Origin of the sequence: Chitinophaga sp. (assembly GCF_039596155.1) — a bacterium.
GTDB lineage: Bacteria > Bacteroidota > Bacteroidia > Chitinophagales > Chitinophagaceae > Chitinophaga.
Genome location: NZ_JBCNKF010000003.1, coordinates 36,545 through 53,393 on the forward strand (window position 1 = coordinate 36,545; position 16,849 = coordinate 53,393).

The following is a 16,849-nucleotide window of genomic DNA, read 5'->3' on the forward strand; positions in this document are numbered from 1 at the left end:
ATATAAGCGGCTTGAGTTCAGTATTGTACGAGACTCAAGCCGCTTTATTTTATTGTGCCAGTAGCAGGAAAATCGCCGGTCGCTTGTGCAACTCAGGCAGTTGCTGCTTCCATTCTTTGACAGTCTTTGTTTTAATAAATTCCTCCGGCCCGGTAATATCCGCGGCCACACATACCAGTGTAGTATCCTTACAGGTAGCCAGGATATCTCTCAATAAATGATTATTGCGGTAAGGAGTTTCGATGAACATCTGTGTCTGGTGTTTCCTGGTCGATTCCACTTCCAGTTCTTTAATCGCTTTTACACGTTCACCTGGTTTTACCGGCAGGTAGCCTACAAACTGGAAGTTCTGCCCATTCATGCCTGATGCGATCAAAGCCATCAACATCGAATTGGGCCCTACCATGGGTATAACAGGGGCATCGACACTATGTGCAGCCAGTACAATGCGGTGTCCGGGATCTGCAATGGCAGGACAACCCGCTTCACTCATAATACCGATGTCCTTTCCTTCCAGCAGGAATTTCTTCGCCTGTTCGGTATCGGAAAGCTGGATGCCATTGGCCCCCTGCATGAGCAGGATCTGCAGGTTATCGATATTAATACTTCTATCCAGTGCTTTAAGGTACCTTCTGGCGGTACGTTCATTCTCCACAAAGAATACACTGATCTTTTGAACAGCCGCCGTAATATAAGACGGAATAGTGTGCAAAGCGTCGGGGCTCAGCACTGTCGGGATCAGGTATACTTTACCAGGTTGCTCCATGTAACAGGCGTTTATCAGATAAGTGAATAGTTGCAGCAATTACCGCGTAGGAAGGAGCCATGATCCATCCTAACACAGGTATGAACATCATTAAATAAAACACCATACCATTGCCGAGGGCAATACCTCTGTGCGCGCGTATAAATTGAATACTTTGTTTCGTGTTGAGCCGGTGTCTTTCACAGCTGTAATCTACCATCGAAAAACCATAGAAATACGCTTCAATAAAGAAGGCAAACAGTGGCGTGATCCAGCCAACTACCGGTATAAACGACAGGATGATCAGGGCAATCACACACAGGGTCTGGTTCAGACTATTGCGCAATGACATACGGATGCCCCGGACCATATCTTTCAGAAATTGCTGCCAGCTGAAAGGAAATTCTTTCCTCTCCATGAGTGCTTCTGTTTTTTCCGACAAGTACGAAAAGAGCGGAGACCCGAGTATCAGGAAGAGGTATTTGTAGTAAGAAAAATAAAGTAGCAGGATCATGATACGAATGGAGAGGCCAAGCAGGATAAAGAAAAAACTGATCCAGCTGCTTTCGAGATCCTGGATCCAGACTTTTACCGGAAGCAGGCTAAAAAGATATTCCACGAAGTCCCCCGAATATCCCCAAACAAAATAGATTCCCGTCATGAAGAGTATGCAGTACACGATACCTGGTATCAGTATCCATTTCCATAACTTGTGCTGCATGATAAACTGATGTGCTTTCCCATAAGCCTGTACGGCCGCCAGTACTTCTCTGAATGAAAACAAAATGCTCGAGTTTTTGAATTAGTTATAACATTTTTCGCATTGATCGGATTGTAAATAACTAAAAATCACCGTAAAAACCTTGAAAAAATAGGCCCAGCGGGAAATAGCGGAGCTTTTTGGGATAAAATCCCTGAAAATAGTGATGAAGCGGACCTTGCCTGAAAAGAAAAAACCTGCCCGTTTACACCAGGCAGGTCTCTTTATATTGGTTTATGTCAGACTTAGAATCTTGGACACATCGTTTTGTACTTGTTACTATCATTCCTTCTATGGATGTAGATCACTGACAGCTCCAGACCACCGCGGTAGTTAGAAGCAGGTTTCAGGGTAGATACGTTCATATCGTAAGTCAGACCAACGGTGAAACCACCGATTTCCATACCTACATATGGGTTGATCGCATCTTTCAGACGGTACCAGCTACCCAGGTAGAATACAGTTGGATTTTCTTCCATACCGCCGCTCAGGTCAAAACCATACGCGCCACCAAAGGTGAACTCACTCGCAGTACTCTGTTTCATGTACAGGGCAGATGCGTGAATACGGTTCGTACCGTTTACAGGGAATGAACCACCTCCATGAACAGTTACGCGTGATGTCAGCCTGTTGTTGTTCTGTTGCATGAACGTTTCAGTTGGCTGTGTGATATGGTATAAGGAGACACCTGCGTAAATATTGGAAGATTCACCGACCAGACCGTTATACAGGATACCGATGTTAGGATCCAGATAAGAGATGTTCGGGTTAGCAATGGTTTCGCCACTGGGTATAGATGGGTTATAACCATTGTTGTCGATCTGATTTTCGAATACCAGTTTGCTTTGATCCAGGCGTTTGGATACATATGTGGCCTGTACACCTACAGCCAGGGTATGGTTCCCTTCCGGATCCAGACCTTTGTGATAGGCGGTACTAAAGCTCAGGTAGGTAGAGGTGAGTGCGCCACCGCCAGTCCTGTCATACATAGCCATCAGACCTACACCCCAGATATCAGTGTAAGAAATAACATTCTTGAGAATGCCAAAGTCTATTGCCGCAGTACCTGTAGTGAAAGGAGTAGATATGCTTCGCCATTGTTCACGGTAGTTACCGGATACTCTGTAGTCGCCAGAAAACAGACCCGTCATTGCAGGATTCAGCGTCATAGGTGATGCGAAAAACTGCGTAAAATGGGGATCCTGCGCCCTGGCGGGGTTCATCAGATAAAGGGTGATCGTTAAAAACAGCAACACTTTTTTCATAGAGCAATACTTATGTATAGGGTTTCTCGTGCCTACATGTGAAGGTACGCAAAGCTCGTCATATCTCAAATTAAAATTATATAACTTTAACGCTGAGAAACCTCTAAAAGGTTCAGAATTATTGGTTTATTAACTTTATTTTTCCCTTGAAAACTACCCGGTCGAACGTGGTAGTTACTGAGTTTGGCTGTATTGCTGCACGTCCGGACAAAAAGCCCGGAATTCTTTCCTGGAGCCGTTTGAATCAATGCTGACCGGACCTGTTTTCGGAGATCCGGTCATTCTCCTTTTACTATTTTTAGTAAGAAATTAGTTTTGTAGCTTATTTCCGAATGCGAGGTCACCTGCATCACCCAGTCCAGGTACAATGTATCCCTTGGCGGTGAGCTCATCGTCAATATCTCCGGCCCATATAGTCAGGTTATTGTTCGCATGTCGTTGTACATATTCGATACCCACTGTGCACGCAATTGCGACTACCAGGTGAATATGCTTAGGTGTACCAATGTTCTGCAGGTGTTCGATCGTTTTAACCAGCGATGCACCTGTAGCCAGCATAGGATCTGAAATGATCACTACCTGGTCTTCGATTACGGGGCTGGACACGTATTCCAGGTTGATGTCGAACGATCCGTCATGATTGTGTTTACGGTAGGCCGATATAAATGCATGGTCGGCTTTGTCAAAGTAATGAACCAAACCCTGGTGCAGTGCTAAACCTGCTCTCAGGATGGTAGCCAGCACGGGCTGTTGTTTCAGTACACGACAATTGGCAATTCCCAAAGGAGTTTGCACTTCCCTTTCCTCGTATTCCAATGTTTTGCTGATCTCGTAGGCAGCGACTTCACCCACCCGTTCCATATTCCTTCTGAAACGCATTCTATCAGTTTGAATTTCCATGCTCCTGATCTCACTCAGCCATTCTCCTACTAATGAATTGGTACTACTCAGATTTACTATCATGGCTGCAAATTACCACTTTTTTCAATCCAAAAAAGAAGGTAGCGGGGGAGTTATGAAGGAAAATCATTTGCTTGCTAAAAGAAGGGGCCGATGGAAAATCATCGGCCCCGATAGGTATCAGGCGCACTTTCGAGCTTAAAAAAAGTCCCCCTTTCAGTACAATATTTTGGTTAACAGCAGGACGAAAGGCCGGCTAATTTTCGTCATTACCTGCCATGACATTGGAATAAGCCGGCGTTCCATGATCCAGTAACTGGGCTTTTTTGACCAGTTGAATAAATGCCGCCCGGTAACCATCTTTATCTGCGCCCCTGGCGCTCTCTGCCAGGGATATTACCTGGGCATAGGTTGCGTTGCCCTTGTATTCGGAGTTGCGCAGCAACATGCCGAAAGCGGCGACAGCAGTGGCCATTTTAAAGTCGTCCGGTACCCTGCTCATGTTTGTCACATTCCAGCGCATACTTTTTGAAAACACCCTGCTACTGTTGGACTGGGGCTTTTTGTATCGCAGGTTCACTGTCAGCGCGTCTTCGTTCCAGTAAGTCATCATCCTGTCTGACTGGTCCATTTTCAGGGAATAGGGCAGGTGATCATCCTCAGGAGGAGCTAACTCGTACAAAGCAGTCACAGTGTGGCCTGCCCCCATTTCACCACCATCCTTTTTATCATCGTTAAAGTCTTCAGTTTTTATTAACCTGTTTTCGTACCCGATCAGGCGATAAGCACCTATAAAATGGGGGTTAAATTCAACCTGTAGTTTTACATCTTTGGCCACGGTATAAAGGGTGCCCCCAAATGTTGTTACCAGTGTGCGGCGGGCTTCTTCGTAAGTATCAATGTAGGCATAGTTACCATTTCCCTTGTCGGCCAGCGTTTCCAGTTTATTATCCTTCAGGTTACCCATACCAAAGCCCAATACGGTGAGAAAAATGCCTTTTTCTTTCTCTTTCGAAATAAGTTCTTCCAGGCCCTGTTCACTGGAAATACCGACATTGAAGTCGCCATCGGTAGCCAGTATCACACGGTTGTTCCCCTCTTTAAGAAAATTAGCGGCAGCTGTGTTGTAGGCCAGTTGTATGCCGTCACCGCCGGCAGTAGAGCCGCCAGCTTCCAGCTTGTCCAGTGCATCCATGATGGTGATCTTTTCACTACCGGGTGTAGACGGTAATACAAGTCCCGCTGCACCTGCGTATACCACAATGGCTACGTGATCAATAGGCCGAAGTTGCTGTGTCAGGGCCTTCAGCGACTGGATGACAAGTGGCAGCTTGTTGGGGTTATCCATAGAACCCGACACGTCAATAAGAAAGACCAGGTTGGCAGGCGGGAGTTTTTCGTTGGAAACTTCCATCGCTTTTACACCAATCCTTACCAGCTGATGACGCGGTTCCCAGGGGCACCTGATCATATCTGTATAAATGGCTACCGGATCATTACCAGTAGGCGGCTTGTATTGGTAGTCAAAGTAGTTGATCAATTCTTCCACTCTGACCGCATCGGCGGGAGGGAGCTTGTCGTCATCGAGAAACCGGCGTACATTGGAGTAAGACGCCCTGTCTACATCGGCAGCAAAAGTGCTGAGTGGGTGTGCTTCCACGTTCATGAAACGGTTGCCCGATATGGGAGCATATTCTTCGATATCCTCGCTTTTTATGGTTGAAACGCAGCCGGTGGCAGCATATCTTTTAGAGATAGTGTAGCCCATAATGATTACCTCGTCTAACTGCTGCTGGCTTGCTTGCAGTTCGATATTGTAAGATGCAGACTTATTAAGTTCCAGTGTTTTTCTGAAGAGCGGTAATTCTTTTGTATTGTAACCAATCATACTAAATACCAGTGTTTGATCTCCTGATGGTAGCAGCAGTTCATATTTCCCTGCGGTGTCGGTCGTGCAGCCGGTGGTAGCGCCTTTTACTTTCACCGTGACACCGGCCATGGGTTGGTGAGTATCGGTATCGGTGACAATTCCGGTCAGTTTACGCTGGGCCTGCGTGTTAAAAGAAATCAGCCCTGCCAGCAACAGGAATAGGTATTTTAGCATAGTCAAATGGTTTATTCCGGTACATGATGCTGGTCATGGTATTGATTCCATAATCCCCGGGAAAAAAATATCGTATAGATTTGCACAAATTTTAGGGCATGGTATACAATGTAATAGGAGTTACTTCAGGCAGCTCTCTCGATGGGCTGGACCTGGTGTTTGTCGCTTTGACAGAGGTGAGGGGCAAGTGGAGTTACGAGATCAAAGGCGCTGAGCGTAAGGCATATACAGAAGACTGGAAAGAAAAATTATCAAATGCGGCCAATCTGCCTGCAAGAGATTATTTTCTGCTACATAGTGAATACGGACATTATATCGGGCATGCAGTAAAGGACTTTATTGCAACGCATGGATTTGATCACCAGGTACATTTTGTGACGACACATGGTCATACCGTATTTCACATGCCTTCTCAGAAGATGACGGCACAATTGGGAGATGGGGCGGCTATCACAGCAGTAACCGGCTTGTCTGTGATCAGTGACCTGCGGGCAATGGATATTGCACTGGGCGGCAAAGGAGCACCACTACTACCGGTAGCGGAACAGCTGTTGTTCCCCAATGCAGCTTACCGGGTCAACCTGGGCGAGAATGCGACTATTTCTGCACAGAAAGAGGGAGAACTGGTAGCCTTTGATATTTGCCCCTGCAATTACGTGCTGGATAGCCTGGCAGAGACATTGGGTCGTGCGTATGATGAGGATGGAAAACTGGCCGCCGGTGGGGTGACTGACGAGAAGTTGCTGGATGCACTGAATGGATTGGCTTATTATGCACAGCCTTACCCGAAGACGCTGACAAATAAATTCGGAACTACTACCGTCCTGCCAATGATACAGGGACACCAGTTGTCTACACAGGGTAAACTGAATACTTACACAAAACATATCGCTGCACAGGTAGCAAATGCAATAAAGCAAATAGGTGGAGAAGGAGGAGAGATACTGCTTACAGGTGGTGGTGCGCATAACAGCTTCCTGGTAGCAGCTATAAAAGAATTGGGAATGAACGTAACACAACCGGATGCCCGGACGCTGACGTTCAGAACTGCATTAATGATTGCGTTATTAGGTGCGTTACGCTGGAGGCAGGAAACGAATGCATTCGCTTCGGTAACCGGCGCAGATAGAGATAGTGTAGGTGGAGCACTCTGGAGCAACTAAAAGTAAATTTACGGATGTTATCACCCAGTGATAACATCCGTAAATTTAAATGCATCTCCATCAAATAATCCTTTATCGCTCAGCTTCAGATGCGGTATTACCAGCAGTGCCATAAATGACAACGTCATAAACGGTGCCCCCAGCTCACTGCCTAATCCCTTTGCCGCTTTATCCAACTGGCTATACTGTTCCGCCACTGCATACCCATCCAGGTTGCTCATCAACCCGGCCACCGGCAGAGGTAACACCCTGGCTTCCCCATTATCCACCACACTCACACCTCCCTTTGTTGCTATCACCGCATTGATTGCCTGTACAATACTCTCATCGTCTACACCCACTGCAATAATATTATGACTATCATGTGCCACAGAAGACGCGATGGCCCCACGCTTAAATCCAAATCGCCTGATGAAGGCCAGCGCAATCGGTGCCGGATGATACCTGTTCACTACTACCAGCTTCAATACATCCTTCTCTACATCACTATACAATGCGCCATTCACCACTGGCAACTCTTCTACCAATGTATTTGTGATCAGCTGACCATCCAGTGCTTCTATCACCTTTACAGTCGCAGTACTGCCATCCGCTACTATACGCAGATCATCAACTGATACAGGATTACAATCAAAATTGTTGATCACCGGTGCCACCGGTGCAGTAATCAGCGTTTGACCGTCTTTCGCCACCAATGTTCCATTTATATAAGTCGCCTGGATATCGAATTGCTGAATATCATTCGTTACAATGAAATCTGCCGGATCACCTACTCTCAATAATCCCGCTGGAATTTTATAGTGCTCCACCGGATTAATACACGCTGCCTGCAATACTTTGAAGAGATCTATACCATGCGCCAACGCTCTCCTTACCAGCACATTGATATGCCCTTCCACCAGGTTGTCCGGGTGTTTATCATCGCTGCAAAACATCATGCGTGCTGAATGTGCATGCAGCAATCCAACCAATGCTTCAAAGTTCCTTGCCGCGCTTCCTTCCCTGATGAGAATTTTCATTCCATACTGCAGCTTATCCAATGCTTCTTCTGCAGTAAAACATTCATGATCTGTACTGATGCCTGCATCAATATATTGCCTGGCTGCGTCTCCTCTCAGCCCTGGTGCATGGCCATCTACAGGCTTATTCACTTTTTGGGCAGCTGCAATCTTTGCCAATACATCCGGATCGTGGTGCAGCACACCCGGAAAGTTCATCATCTCCGTGAGATATAACACCTCAGGCAATGCCAGCAATTCTTCAACATCTTTTACAGTCACTGTCGCACCTGCCGTTTCAAATATTGTAGCCGGCACACAGGATGGCGCACCAAAACAGAATTTGAAAGGCACTGTCTTCCCATTCTCCAGCATGTACTTCACACCTTGCACACCCAGTACATTCGCTATCTCGTGCGGGTCAGATACCGTTGCAACCGTACCATGCACTACAGCCAGTCTCGCAAATTCAGAAGGTGTAAGCATAGCGCTTTCAACATGTACATGTGCATCTACAAATCCGGGTAAAATATACTGCTGATAAGTGCCCTGATCTTCGCTGATACTGCTGATCTTTCCATCAGTTACCTGTATCGTACCAGGATAGATACGTTGTGCAGGAATGTCTATGATATTGCCGGAAAGCTGGAAGTTTTGTGCCATGGTTTTAATTTAATAACGTTCTAACATTGCCTTTGCTTCTGCTGCAATTTTCTCTGCGAGTGGGGCTGGCTGTATAACCTTTACATTCGCGCCATAACTCAGCAGCAGCATGGTGAGTTCATGATTGATCACAACATTGATAGACACCCGGCATTCTTCTTCGGTATCTGATTCAACCTGTTGTGAAGGATGGATAGCCTGTGTCTTAATGTATTTACCCTGGTGAGGCGTAAAGGAAAGGATTACTTTTTCCGGTTCACCCTGTGGTACAGTCACCCCGATGGCATGTTGAAAATAGCTGGCGTCATCAAAATTCTTCTCATCAAATTTCTTGTCAGTCGGCCACAGGTCAAGGATGCGATCCAGCGCAAAAGTGAGCAGTGTGCCGCCTTTTGCTTTCTGGCTTTTACCCACCAGGTAGAAACGGGATTGATATTCCCGCACGTGATAAGGCTCTACCCAATGCTCCTTTGGTTCGTTGCGGTCAAAGCTCTGGTACGAGATCCTGATCACATCCAGGTTTTTAATAGCATCTACAATCGAAGGGATATGAGATGCCCCTTTATATTGGGTAGCACGCGAAAAACGGATAAGCCCTTTGTGCTCTAATACTTCACGGTTTTGTTTCAGGCTTGCAGCAATTTTCAGGATCGCATCTTCAAACTGCTCAATTACAGGCAGGCTGCGAAACTGTTCGAGTATGCCAATGGCAATCTCCAGGCCTTCCAGGTCGGCTTCCTCGATAGGAATGTTATTGATAGAGTAGGTCTCATCTTCATATGCATACGTACCACTCGCCCTGTCATATACAATAGGGGCATGGTAATTCAATTCCGGATCATGGCGCATATCCTGTATATCCTTTTGTATGGTACGGACGGAAATGCTTTTGTCCATTTTTCGGGAGACAAACTCTATAAGATCATCGAGGGTGGGTTTTTTCAGACGTTTATTTCGCAACCGCTCATCGATCCAGCGATAACGAGAAACAGCATCCTTATTCTTCGGCATGCAAAATTATTTAGGTGCTAAAATTAATGAAATTGATTTTATCGGTACGCAAATCCTCTGCGCGTAGTGCTGCTACTTTTGTATTGTCAATAACACAAGATGTATATGAAACAGTTAAAAACAACGTCTTCAGTAAATACATACCCCGCTATATCAGTAGGACAGATCATCTTGGATGATTCAAACTATATCACTATATGGGGGTATTTGCAGCAGGGTGATAACTGGACCCGTTGCGACTTTGTGACTACTTACGAAGTGCTCAATACCATGTTGCGCTACGTGCAGGACAGGAATGATGCTGTGCAGATGACAATTGTGAAGAAGCTGGAAGATATGCAGCAGATACCGGAAATAATCGACCTGGAGGCAGAACTGGGCAGTGCTGTTGTGTTTGACAATATGAATTTTTTGTTAACCCGACCTGGTTTTCGTGATCAGGGTACGTGGGTTGAATATACTGACGGTGAATGCTATTATATTGAGCAGGTAACCCCGGCCATCCCCGTTAAGAATAACCAGTATGAAAAGAAGATAGGACAGTGCCTTGACATGTTGTACATGAGTTATGAGCTGTATCTGGGCTATCTGGAACTGGATTTCGACGAGGATGGCGCCCGTCAGAAAGCGGATCTGGCAGATGATATGAAGTTTACCCTTGCCTATTATGCCTGGAAAGAAAGGACGATATAAGCTTATTCAAACTATCCTCGAAAAACCCGAATCCCGCCCCTATGATTTTTGTTGCAAACGTTCAAGCGTGTTATCCCTAATACCTTTGTTCTCAGTTGTTTGTTATGACCTCAGCCCTGCCTGTTTCCAGGCAGGGATTTTTGCAGTTAGATATGGCCGGGCACATTTTTGCAGTTTCCGGGGTGCATTTCCCTAAAAATCACGGTGTAGTGCGAGCAGGAAAGTTCCGGCCTCTTCAGCACCCTCGCGATGTTGGCCAGAAATCCTCCGGGTACTTTCAACTCTTCTCCGGCCTCTTCAGCGTCCACCACATTGCCGATGCTTCCCCGGTTACTTCCATTTCTTCTCCGATCTCTTCAGCGTCCACTACATTGCCGATGCTTCCCCGGGTACTTCCAGCTCTTCTCCGACCTCTTCAGCGTCCACCACATTGCCAATGCTTCCCCGGGTACTTCCAACTCTTCTCCGGCCTCTTCAGCGTCCACCACATTGCCAATGCTTCCCGGTTACTTCCATTTCTTCTCCAACCTCTTCAGCATCCCTGAAAAACAGCCAACAGCAAGCCCCTACACATTCTGATCTACCCGATCACCACTTTCCAGAATCTACCGTCTATCCTGTAAAAAGTTCCGCACAGCTTTATTTTCAAAAATTTAACAGCAAAGTCTATAATATTTGTAGGAAATAACTATTTTTGAAAGCGTAACCGTAAAAAAGAGTAAGATATGAGCTTAAGACTCGGAGATATAGCACCAAACTTTCAGGCAAAGACATCGATAGGAGATATTGATTTTTATGAGTTCCTGGGTGATAGCTGGGGAGTATTATTCTCTCACCCTGCGGATTACACCCCGGTATGTACTACCGAATTAGGTAGAACAGCGGCGTTGAAAGATGAATTCGCCAAACGTAACGTTAAAGTGCTTGCACTCAGCGTTGATCCTGTAGATAAACATCTCGGCTGGATCAACGATATAAATGAAACCCAGAACACCAAAGTGGAGTTCCCTATCATCGCAGACGAAGACAGAAAAGTGTCTGACCTGTACGATATGATCCACCCAAATGCTTCTGAAACCTTCACTGTCAGATCCCTGTTTATCATCGGGCCCGACAAAAAGGTAAAACTCATCATCACTTACCCGGCTTCTACAGGAAGAAACTTCCATGAAGTATTGCGCGTAATTGACTCCCTGCAGCTGACGGCTAACTACCAGGTAGCTACCCCGGCAAACTGGCAGGATGGTGAAGATGTGATCGTAACAGCCGCTGTGAAAACCGAGGATATTCCTGCGCGTTTCCCGAAAGGCCACAAGATCATCAAGCCTTATCTGAGAACAACACCTCAGCCAAATAAATAAGGCAGACTGGTAAATAAGCAACTTTTAAAACCTGCCCACGCTGTGGGACAGGTTTTTATTGATAAGAATTTTTAATGGTTGGTTTTTGATTTTTACGAAACGGGGATTTTTCCCCGTTTTTTTTATGCTCCTGAAGATCAATCGTTTACATCCTTACACTCGCTTCGGTTAATAAGAAGGCTTCAAAGCCCGGTCATATCGACCATGATCATTCTTTACGGTGTGCCTGATAAGTTCCCTGCAATTTCCGGCCCGATGAAATTCGCTGTATATTCCTCCAATCCACTGCTATACATCAACAAATAAAAAAGGCCGCCCTTATCAGAGCAGCCTCAATATTTTAAAATCAAAATACTTATAAAATCAGTTTTGGCACATACCCGCTGCTATTCTTACGCAGCTGTGTCACCACCGCCTGAATATCCTTTGCCAGTGGCGCCTCTACTACCTGTTTTTCTCCCTGCTGATCCGTAAAATGCAGCTGGAATGAATGTAATGCTAACCTGCTCAGCAATGGGCGTTCTTCTACATCATGCTTACCCAGCTTATACGACTTTTTGATAGCAGACAGCAATACAGGGGTATTCGTACCATACATCTCATCCACCGCAATCGGATGGCCTATGTGTTTCATGTGAACACGGATCTGGTGCGTACGACCGGTATGGATCTGGAGTTTCACAAGGCTGTAGAGGCCAAATGCTTCCAGTACTTCGTAATCAGTATGGGCATGTTTTCCTTTCTTGTTGGTCACCATTTTACCCTTTGTAATCGGGTGCTCTGCAATGGCTTCTTCGATGGTGCCGGTGGCTGGTATCAGCTGACCATTCACCAGTCCCAGGTAGAACTTCTGTACGTTTCTGCCTTCGAATGCCTGGGAATAATACTTATGAGCGGCCTCGTTTTTAGCAAAGAGGATCACCCCACTGGTGTCCTTATCCAGTCTGTGTACGGTAAAGATATTACCATAGTGCTTTTTCAGCAGCCCCTGAATAGAGGACAGCTGGTTGTCGTGCCTGTCCGGAATGGTAAGCACGCCTGCCGGTTTGTTGAGCACTACATAGTCCGGCGTTTCTTTTATAATCAGTTCGTTAATGCGCATAGTTTGTTCAATTGCTTAAGCGGGATAAATTTCATTCAAATAGGGAGTGCTGACGGGCTGAAAAGAAGCCCATCGCCTCCGTTCAATTATTTGAAGTGCTTAAGCAGGATAATTTCTTTCTCTGTCAGGTAGCGCCAATGGCCCCTGTTGATATTCTTTTTGGTCAATCCTGCATAGGTCACCCGATCCAGTTTCTCTACCTCGTACTCCAGGTGTTCGAAAATGCGGCGAACAATACGGTTTTTACCACTGTGAATCTCAATACCGATCTGGGTTTTGTCTGCATTATCCACATATCCCAGTACATCTACGTGAGCAACCCCGTCTTCCAGTGTCACCCCTGCAAGGATCTGCTCGAAGTGTGCCTTGGTCAATGGTTTGTTCAGCCCTACATGATAGATCTTGCGGATGTTATGCTTAGGGTGGGAGAGTTTCTGTGCCAGTTCTCCATCGTTGGTCAGCAACAGCAGGCCAGATGTATTGCGGTCCAGGCGGCCTACAGGGTATACCCGCTCTTCTTCGGTAGCATCCTGGATCAGTTCCATCACTGTTTTACGTCCCTCAGGATCGTCAGTAGTGGTGATGTAGCCTTTGGGTTTGTTCAGGAGGATGTACACCAGGTTTTTCTGGATGTGCATCTTTTTACCAAGGATGGTTACTTCGTCTTTCCTGGTTACTTTAAATGCAGGTTCAGTAATAACTGTACCATTTACGGTGATCTTACCTTCTTTTACATAGTCAACAGCCTTACGACGGGAGCACAGGCCACAATGGGCGATGTACTTGTTCAGCGGCATTTCACCTTCGATGGAAACGGTGTTTTCATCTCTGTCGCCTTTCTTGCTGAAACCACCGGCTGAATCGCCTTTGCGGGCTTTCCTGGCAGCAGTTTTACGATCCTGTTTGGCCGCGAAACGTTCGTTCGTGCTGTCGAAATATTTTTTACGGTTAAAGCCACTTGGCGTTTCGCGTTCGTCTTTACCTTTTTTACCACTGCGTTCAGTACCATGAAAGGCACTGTCATCACGGTCACGCTTCGCGCCGGGTTTGAATGGCGTTCTGCCATTCGCCGTTTTCTGTGCTGGTTTTATTCTGGTACGGCGGGTAGCGTCCTCGCCGTCAGTCTGTTCTTTCTTTTTGAATGCCGGCAGTGGATCGCCGTTTTCATCTTTGCCGGCAGGGCGACGTTCGGTTTTACGCGGGCGGAAACCTTCACCATCCTCACTTTTACGGCCACGGAATCCTTCACCGTCGGTTTTACGCGGGCGGAAACCTTCACCATCCTCACTTTTACGGCCACGGAATCCTTCACCGTCGGTTTTACGCGGGCGGAAACTTTCACCATCCTCACTTTTACGGCCACGGAATCCTTCACCGTCGGTTTTACGCGGGCGGAAACCTTCACCATCCTCGCTTTTACGGCCACGGAAACCTTCACCATCACTCTTCCTGCCACGGAATCCTTCGCCATCATTCTTCCGGCCACGGAAACCTTCTCCATCATCTTTGCGTGGACGGAATCCTTCACTATCATTGTCTTTGCGTGGCGGACGTCCGCCAGCAGTACGTTTTGCGGGGCGGGAATCATCTCCCTTTGCCCTGTTCTTATTTTCCTTAAAAGGAGCGAATCCTTTTTTAGCAGGTGTATTTTTCTTCATCTGTCAGTTTCGTTTTTTAAATGTTAGAAGAGGAGATCAGCCTTTATTTGCCAGCTGACCACAAGCCGCATCAATATCTTTACCACGGCTGCGGCGGAGACGGGCATTGACCCGGTGTTTACCCAGGTATTCCATAAAAGCATCTGCCACTTCTTCTTCCGGTTTCTGGAAGCGGGCATTGGAGATGGGATTGTATTCTATGATGTTCACCAGATCGGCCGGCACCTGTCTGTAGATGCGGATCAGTTCATCGGCATCCTTCAGGGAGTCGTTGAAGTCTTTGAACAGTATATATTCAAATGAGATCTGGTTCTGTGTTTGTTTGTAGAAGTAGTTAAGCGCCTCTATCAGTACTTTGAGGTTATTCGTCTCGTTGATAGGCATGATCTGGCTGCGCTTCTCATCGTTCGCTGCATGCAGGGACAGGGCAAGGTTGAATTTCACCTTATCATCACCCAATTGCCGGATCATTTTGGCTACGCCTGCGGTAGATACCGTAATTCGCTTGGGAGACATCCCCAATCCATCCGGACTGGTAATGCGCTCGATACTTGCCAGTACGTTTTTATAGTTCAGCAGGGGCTCGCCCATGCCCATAAATACGATATTGCTCAGTTTTTTACCATAAGCCCCCATCGCCTGGTCGTTTAGCAGGGCTACCTCATCAAAGATCTCGTCAAATTCGAGGTTGCGCTTACGATCCATGTACCCGGTAGCACAGAATTTACAGCTCAGGCTGCATCCCACCTGTGAAGATACGCAGGCAGTTTGCCTGGTGTCAGTAGGTATCAGCACGCCTTCTACAAGGTGACCGTCATGTAATTTGAAGCGACTTTTGATGGTGCCGTCGTTGCTATGTTGGGTGGTGTCCACCTGTACGGCAGGTAAAGTGAAGTATTCTTCCAGTTTGGCGCGTAGCTCTCTGGAGAGATTGGTCATGCCGTCAAAACTGGTTGCATGTTTGAGCCACAGCCACTCATACACCTGTTTGGCCCGGAAGGGCTTTTCCCCTATAGACCCGAAGTATTCCTGTAACTCCGGCAGACTCAGCTGCCGGATATTCGTTTTGCCCGATTTCATTCCTGACCCTTTATTTGAGATAATGTCTGCCTTACGGCAGTCGGTATTAATGTACAAAGGTACGTAAATTTAATCCTCCAAAAATCCCCTACATTTACAACCTTTTATTAACCAAAGCAATCCTTCAAGCAATGCAAGCTGCTTATATAGTAGACGCAGTGCGTACCCCAATCGGCCGCTATGGCGGGGTTTTGAGCACTATCAGGCCTGACGATATGCTGGCCCTCCTTATCAGATCGATCATGGAAAGAAATCCTGCCGTGGACCCCGCCAGCATTGAAGATGTGATAGCCGGGGCTACCAACCAGGCAGGTGAAGATAACCGGGATGTGGCCCGGATGGCAGCTTTGCTGGCAGGATTGCCGGTATCTGTAGCCGGCAATACCGTCAACAGGCTCTGTGCCTCCGGCATGCAGGCTGTAATGGACGCCGCCAGGGCCATTATGTGCGGTGAAGGGGATGTGTATCTGGCTGGTGGGGTCGAAAGTATGACCCGGGCGCCGCTGGTAATGCCTAAACCAGAAGCTGCCTACAGCCGTAAAACAGAAATTGTGGATTCTACCATAGGCTGGCGCTTTACCAACAGGAAGCTGGCAGAGATGTACCATCCTTATTCTATGGGCGAAACAGCGGAAAATATTGCTAACCGCTGGAAGATTTCCCGGGAAGCCCAGGATGAATTTGCACTACTTAGCCAGGTAAAATACAAAGCCGCACTGGATGCCGGTATCTGGCCAAGAGAGATTATCCCCGTACCGATTACTCCCAATAAACAGGAACAGGTGGTGATCAGTCAGGATGAACACCCCCGTGAAACGTCTATGGAAAAACTGGCAGGGTTGCGGCCTGCTTTTGCCAAAGATGGTAGTGTAACGGCAGGGAACAGTGCAGGGATCAATGATGGTGCCGCACTGGTATTGATAGTTTCTGAGCGGGCATTGAAGCAGTATAACCTGACCCCTTTGATGCAGGTGAAATCTATGGCAGTAGCGGGTGTAGACCCGGCTATCATGGGAATCGGCCCCGTGCCGGCTACTGAGAAAGCCCTGAAAAGGGCAGGGATCACTGCACACCAGCTGGACCTGATAGAACTGAATGAAGCCTTTGCTGTACAGGCTTTGGCTTGTATACAGGACTTAGGACTGGATCAGTCGAAGATCAATGTGAATGGAGGATCGATTGCGATGGGACATCCCCTGGGATGTACAGGTGCAAGGATAGTAGGCACCCTGGGGCATGAAATGAAACACAGGCAGGGCGTGAAATACGGTTTGACCACCATGTGTGTGGGGGTAGGACAGGGAGCCGCTATGATCTTTGAAAATATGTAGGATGGATGGAAACGC

Annotated in this window: 15 protein-coding genes; 5 read left to right on the forward strand and 10 right to left on the reverse strand. The window is 46.9% G+C overall.

Translation table 11 applies throughout. From position 1 onward, the window contains the following. Positions 1 to 49: 49 nt before the first annotated feature. From ABDW33_RS03840 to ABDW33_RS03860, 5 genes are all read right to left on the reverse strand, one after another. Positions 50 to 766 (reverse strand): SAM-dependent methyltransferase, encoded by a 717-nt coding sequence (locus ABDW33_RS03840; RefSeq protein ID WP_343688748.1) that lies wholly within the window; start codon positions 764 to 766, stop codon positions 50 to 52. Continuing rightward, positions 750 to 1,529 carry an EI24 domain-containing protein gene (locus ABDW33_RS03845; RefSeq protein WP_343688749.1) on the reverse strand — a complete coding sequence of 260 codons (780 nt, stop codon included), beginning with the start codon at positions 1,527 to 1,529 and terminating at the stop codon, positions 750 to 752. The genes ABDW33_RS03840 and ABDW33_RS03845 overlap by 17 nt, the downstream gene beginning before the upstream one ends. A gap of 221 nt (positions 1,530 to 1,750) precedes the next feature. Beyond that, positions 1,751 to 2,770: a PorP/SprF family type IX secretion system membrane protein gene (locus ABDW33_RS03850; RefSeq protein WP_343688750.1), complete on the reverse strand. Its 1,020-nt coding sequence runs from the start codon at positions 2,768 to 2,770 to the stop codon at positions 1,751 to 1,753. A gap of 309 nt (positions 2,771 to 3,079) precedes the next feature. After that, positions 3,080 to 3,733, reverse strand: coding sequence for a uracil phosphoribosyltransferase (gene upp, locus ABDW33_RS03855; RefSeq protein WP_343688751.1), 654 nt, complete (start codon positions 3,731 to 3,733; stop codon positions 3,080 to 3,082). A gap of 193 nt (positions 3,734 to 3,926) precedes the next feature. After that, positions 3,927 to 5,774, reverse strand: coding sequence for a von Willebrand factor type A domain-containing protein (locus ABDW33_RS03860; protein ID WP_343688752.1), 1,848 nt, complete (start codon positions 5,772 to 5,774; stop codon positions 3,927 to 3,929). Between the two features lie 98 nt (positions 5,775 to 5,872). On the opposite strand from ABDW33_RS03860, the gene ABDW33_RS03865 reads away from it, so the two are divergent. Continuing rightward, positions 5,873 to 6,937 (forward strand): anhydro-N-acetylmuramic acid kinase, encoded by a 1,065-nt coding sequence (locus tag ABDW33_RS03865; protein ID WP_343688753.1) that lies wholly within the window; start codon positions 5,873 to 5,875, stop codon positions 6,935 to 6,937. A 20-nt stretch (positions 6,938 to 6,957) separates the two neighbouring features. Here the strand turns inward: ABDW33_RS03865 and ade are convergent, their stop codons facing one another. Both ade and ABDW33_RS03875 read right to left on the reverse strand, forming a co-directional pair. After that, positions 6,958 to 8,598, reverse strand: coding sequence for an adenine deaminase (gene ade / locus ABDW33_RS03870; protein ID WP_343688754.1), 1,641 nt, complete (start codon positions 8,596 to 8,598; stop codon positions 6,958 to 6,960). 9 nt (positions 8,599 to 8,607) lie between these two features. Beyond that, the gene (locus ABDW33_RS03875; RefSeq protein ID WP_343688755.1) at positions 8,608 to 9,609 is read right to left on the reverse strand and encodes a WYL domain-containing protein; all 1,002 of its coding nucleotides are present in this window, start codon (positions 9,607 to 9,609) and stop codon (positions 8,608 to 8,610) included. A gap of 105 nt (positions 9,610 to 9,714) precedes the next feature. On the opposite strand from ABDW33_RS03875, the gene ABDW33_RS03880 reads away from it, so the two are divergent. From ABDW33_RS03880 to ABDW33_RS03890, 3 genes are all read left to right on the forward strand, one after another. Continuing rightward, complete coding sequence (locus ABDW33_RS03880; protein WP_343688756.1) at positions 9,715 to 10,302, forward strand: hypothetical protein; 588 nt, start codon at positions 9,715 to 9,717, stop codon at positions 10,300 to 10,302. A gap of 249 nt (positions 10,303 to 10,551) precedes the next feature. Next, the gene (locus tag ABDW33_RS03885; RefSeq protein WP_343688757.1) at positions 10,552 to 10,881 is read left to right on the forward strand and encodes a hypothetical protein; all 330 of its coding nucleotides are present in this window, start codon (positions 10,552 to 10,554) and stop codon (positions 10,879 to 10,881) included. 146 nt (positions 10,882 to 11,027) lie between these two features. Beyond that, positions 11,028 to 11,663, forward strand: coding sequence for a peroxiredoxin (locus ABDW33_RS03890; RefSeq protein ID WP_183288938.1), 636 nt, complete (start codon positions 11,028 to 11,030; stop codon positions 11,661 to 11,663). A 355-nt stretch (positions 11,664 to 12,018) separates the two neighbouring features. Here the strand turns inward: ABDW33_RS03890 and ABDW33_RS03895 are convergent, their stop codons facing one another. The 3 genes from ABDW33_RS03895 to rlmN all read right to left on the reverse strand — a co-directional run bounded on the left by ABDW33_RS03895 (position 12,019) and on the right by rlmN (position 15,503). Next, positions 12,019 to 12,765, reverse strand: a complete 747-nt coding sequence (locus ABDW33_RS03895) for an RluA family pseudouridine synthase (RefSeq protein WP_343688758.1) — start codon at positions 12,763 to 12,765, stop codon at positions 12,019 to 12,021. An 86-nt stretch (positions 12,766 to 12,851) separates the two neighbouring features. After that, positions 12,852 to 14,423: a pseudouridine synthase gene (locus tag ABDW33_RS03900; RefSeq protein ID WP_343688759.1), complete on the reverse strand. Its 1,572-nt coding sequence runs from the start codon at positions 14,421 to 14,423 to the stop codon at positions 12,852 to 12,854. 36 nt (positions 14,424 to 14,459) lie between these two features. Then, positions 14,460 to 15,503: a 23S rRNA (adenine(2503)-C(2))-methyltransferase RlmN gene (gene rlmN, locus ABDW33_RS03905; RefSeq protein ID WP_343688760.1), complete on the reverse strand. Its 1,044-nt coding sequence runs from the start codon at positions 15,501 to 15,503 to the stop codon at positions 14,460 to 14,462. A gap of 131 nt (positions 15,504 to 15,634) precedes the next feature. On the opposite strand from rlmN, the gene ABDW33_RS03910 reads away from it, so the two are divergent. Then, the gene (locus tag ABDW33_RS03910) at positions 15,635 to 16,834 is read left to right on the forward strand and encodes an acetyl-CoA C-acyltransferase (RefSeq protein ID WP_343688761.1); all 1,200 of its coding nucleotides are present in this window, start codon (positions 15,635 to 15,637) and stop codon (positions 16,832 to 16,834) included. The last annotated feature ends 15 nt before the right edge of the window (positions 16,835 to 16,849 follow it).

What these genes read in the sequence shown, in the direction of transcription:
- ABDW33_RS03860 (WP_343688752.1), bottom strand. Translation starts at nt 5,774, where the DNA reads ATGCTAAAATACCTATTCCTGTTGCTGGCAGGGCTGATTTCTTTTAAC.
- ABDW33_RS03900 (WP_343688759.1), bottom strand. Translation starts at nt 14,423, where the DNA reads ATGAAGAAAAATACACCTGCTAAAAAAGGATTCGCTCCTTTTAAGGAA.
- ABDW33_RS03910 (WP_343688761.1), top strand. Translation starts at nt 15,635, where the DNA reads ATGCAAGCTGCTTATATAGTAGACGCAGTGCGTACCCCAATCGGCCGC.
- ABDW33_RS03875 (WP_343688755.1), bottom strand. Translation starts at nt 9,609, where the DNA reads ATGCCGAAGAATAAGGATGCTGTTTCTCGTTATCGCTGGATCGATGAG.
- upp (WP_343688751.1), bottom strand. Translation starts at nt 3,733, where the DNA reads ATGATAGTAAATCTGAGTAGTACCAATTCATTAGTAGGAGAATGGCTG.
- ABDW33_RS03850 (WP_343688750.1), bottom strand. Translation starts at nt 2,770, where the DNA reads ATGAAAAAAGTGTTGCTGTTTTTAACGATCACCCTTTATCTGATGAAC.
- ABDW33_RS03880 (WP_343688756.1), top strand. Translation starts at nt 9,715, where the DNA reads ATGAAACAGTTAAAAACAACGTCTTCAGTAAATACATACCCCGCTATA.
- ABDW33_RS03885 (WP_343688757.1), top strand. Translation starts at nt 10,552, where the DNA reads ATGTTGGCCAGAAATCCTCCGGGTACTTTCAACTCTTCTCCGGCCTCT.
- rlmN (WP_343688760.1), bottom strand. Translation starts at nt 15,503, where the DNA reads ATGAAATCGGGCAAAACGAATATCCGGCAGCTGAGTCTGCCGGAGTTA.
- ABDW33_RS03890 (WP_183288938.1), top strand. Translation starts at nt 11,028, where the DNA reads ATGAGCTTAAGACTCGGAGATATAGCACCAAACTTTCAGGCAAAGACA.
- ABDW33_RS03840 (WP_343688748.1), bottom strand. Translation starts at nt 766, where the DNA reads ATGGAGCAACCTGGTAAAGTATACCTGATCCCGACAGTGCTGAGCCCC.
- ABDW33_RS03895 (WP_343688758.1), bottom strand. Translation starts at nt 12,765, where the DNA reads ATGCGCATTAACGAACTGATTATAAAAGAAACGCCGGACTATGTAGTG.
- ade (WP_343688754.1), bottom strand. Translation starts at nt 8,598, where the DNA reads ATGGCACAAAACTTCCAGCTTTCCGGCAATATCATAGACATTCCTGCA.
- ABDW33_RS03865 (WP_343688753.1), top strand. Translation starts at nt 5,873, where the DNA reads ATGGTATACAATGTAATAGGAGTTACTTCAGGCAGCTCTCTCGATGGG.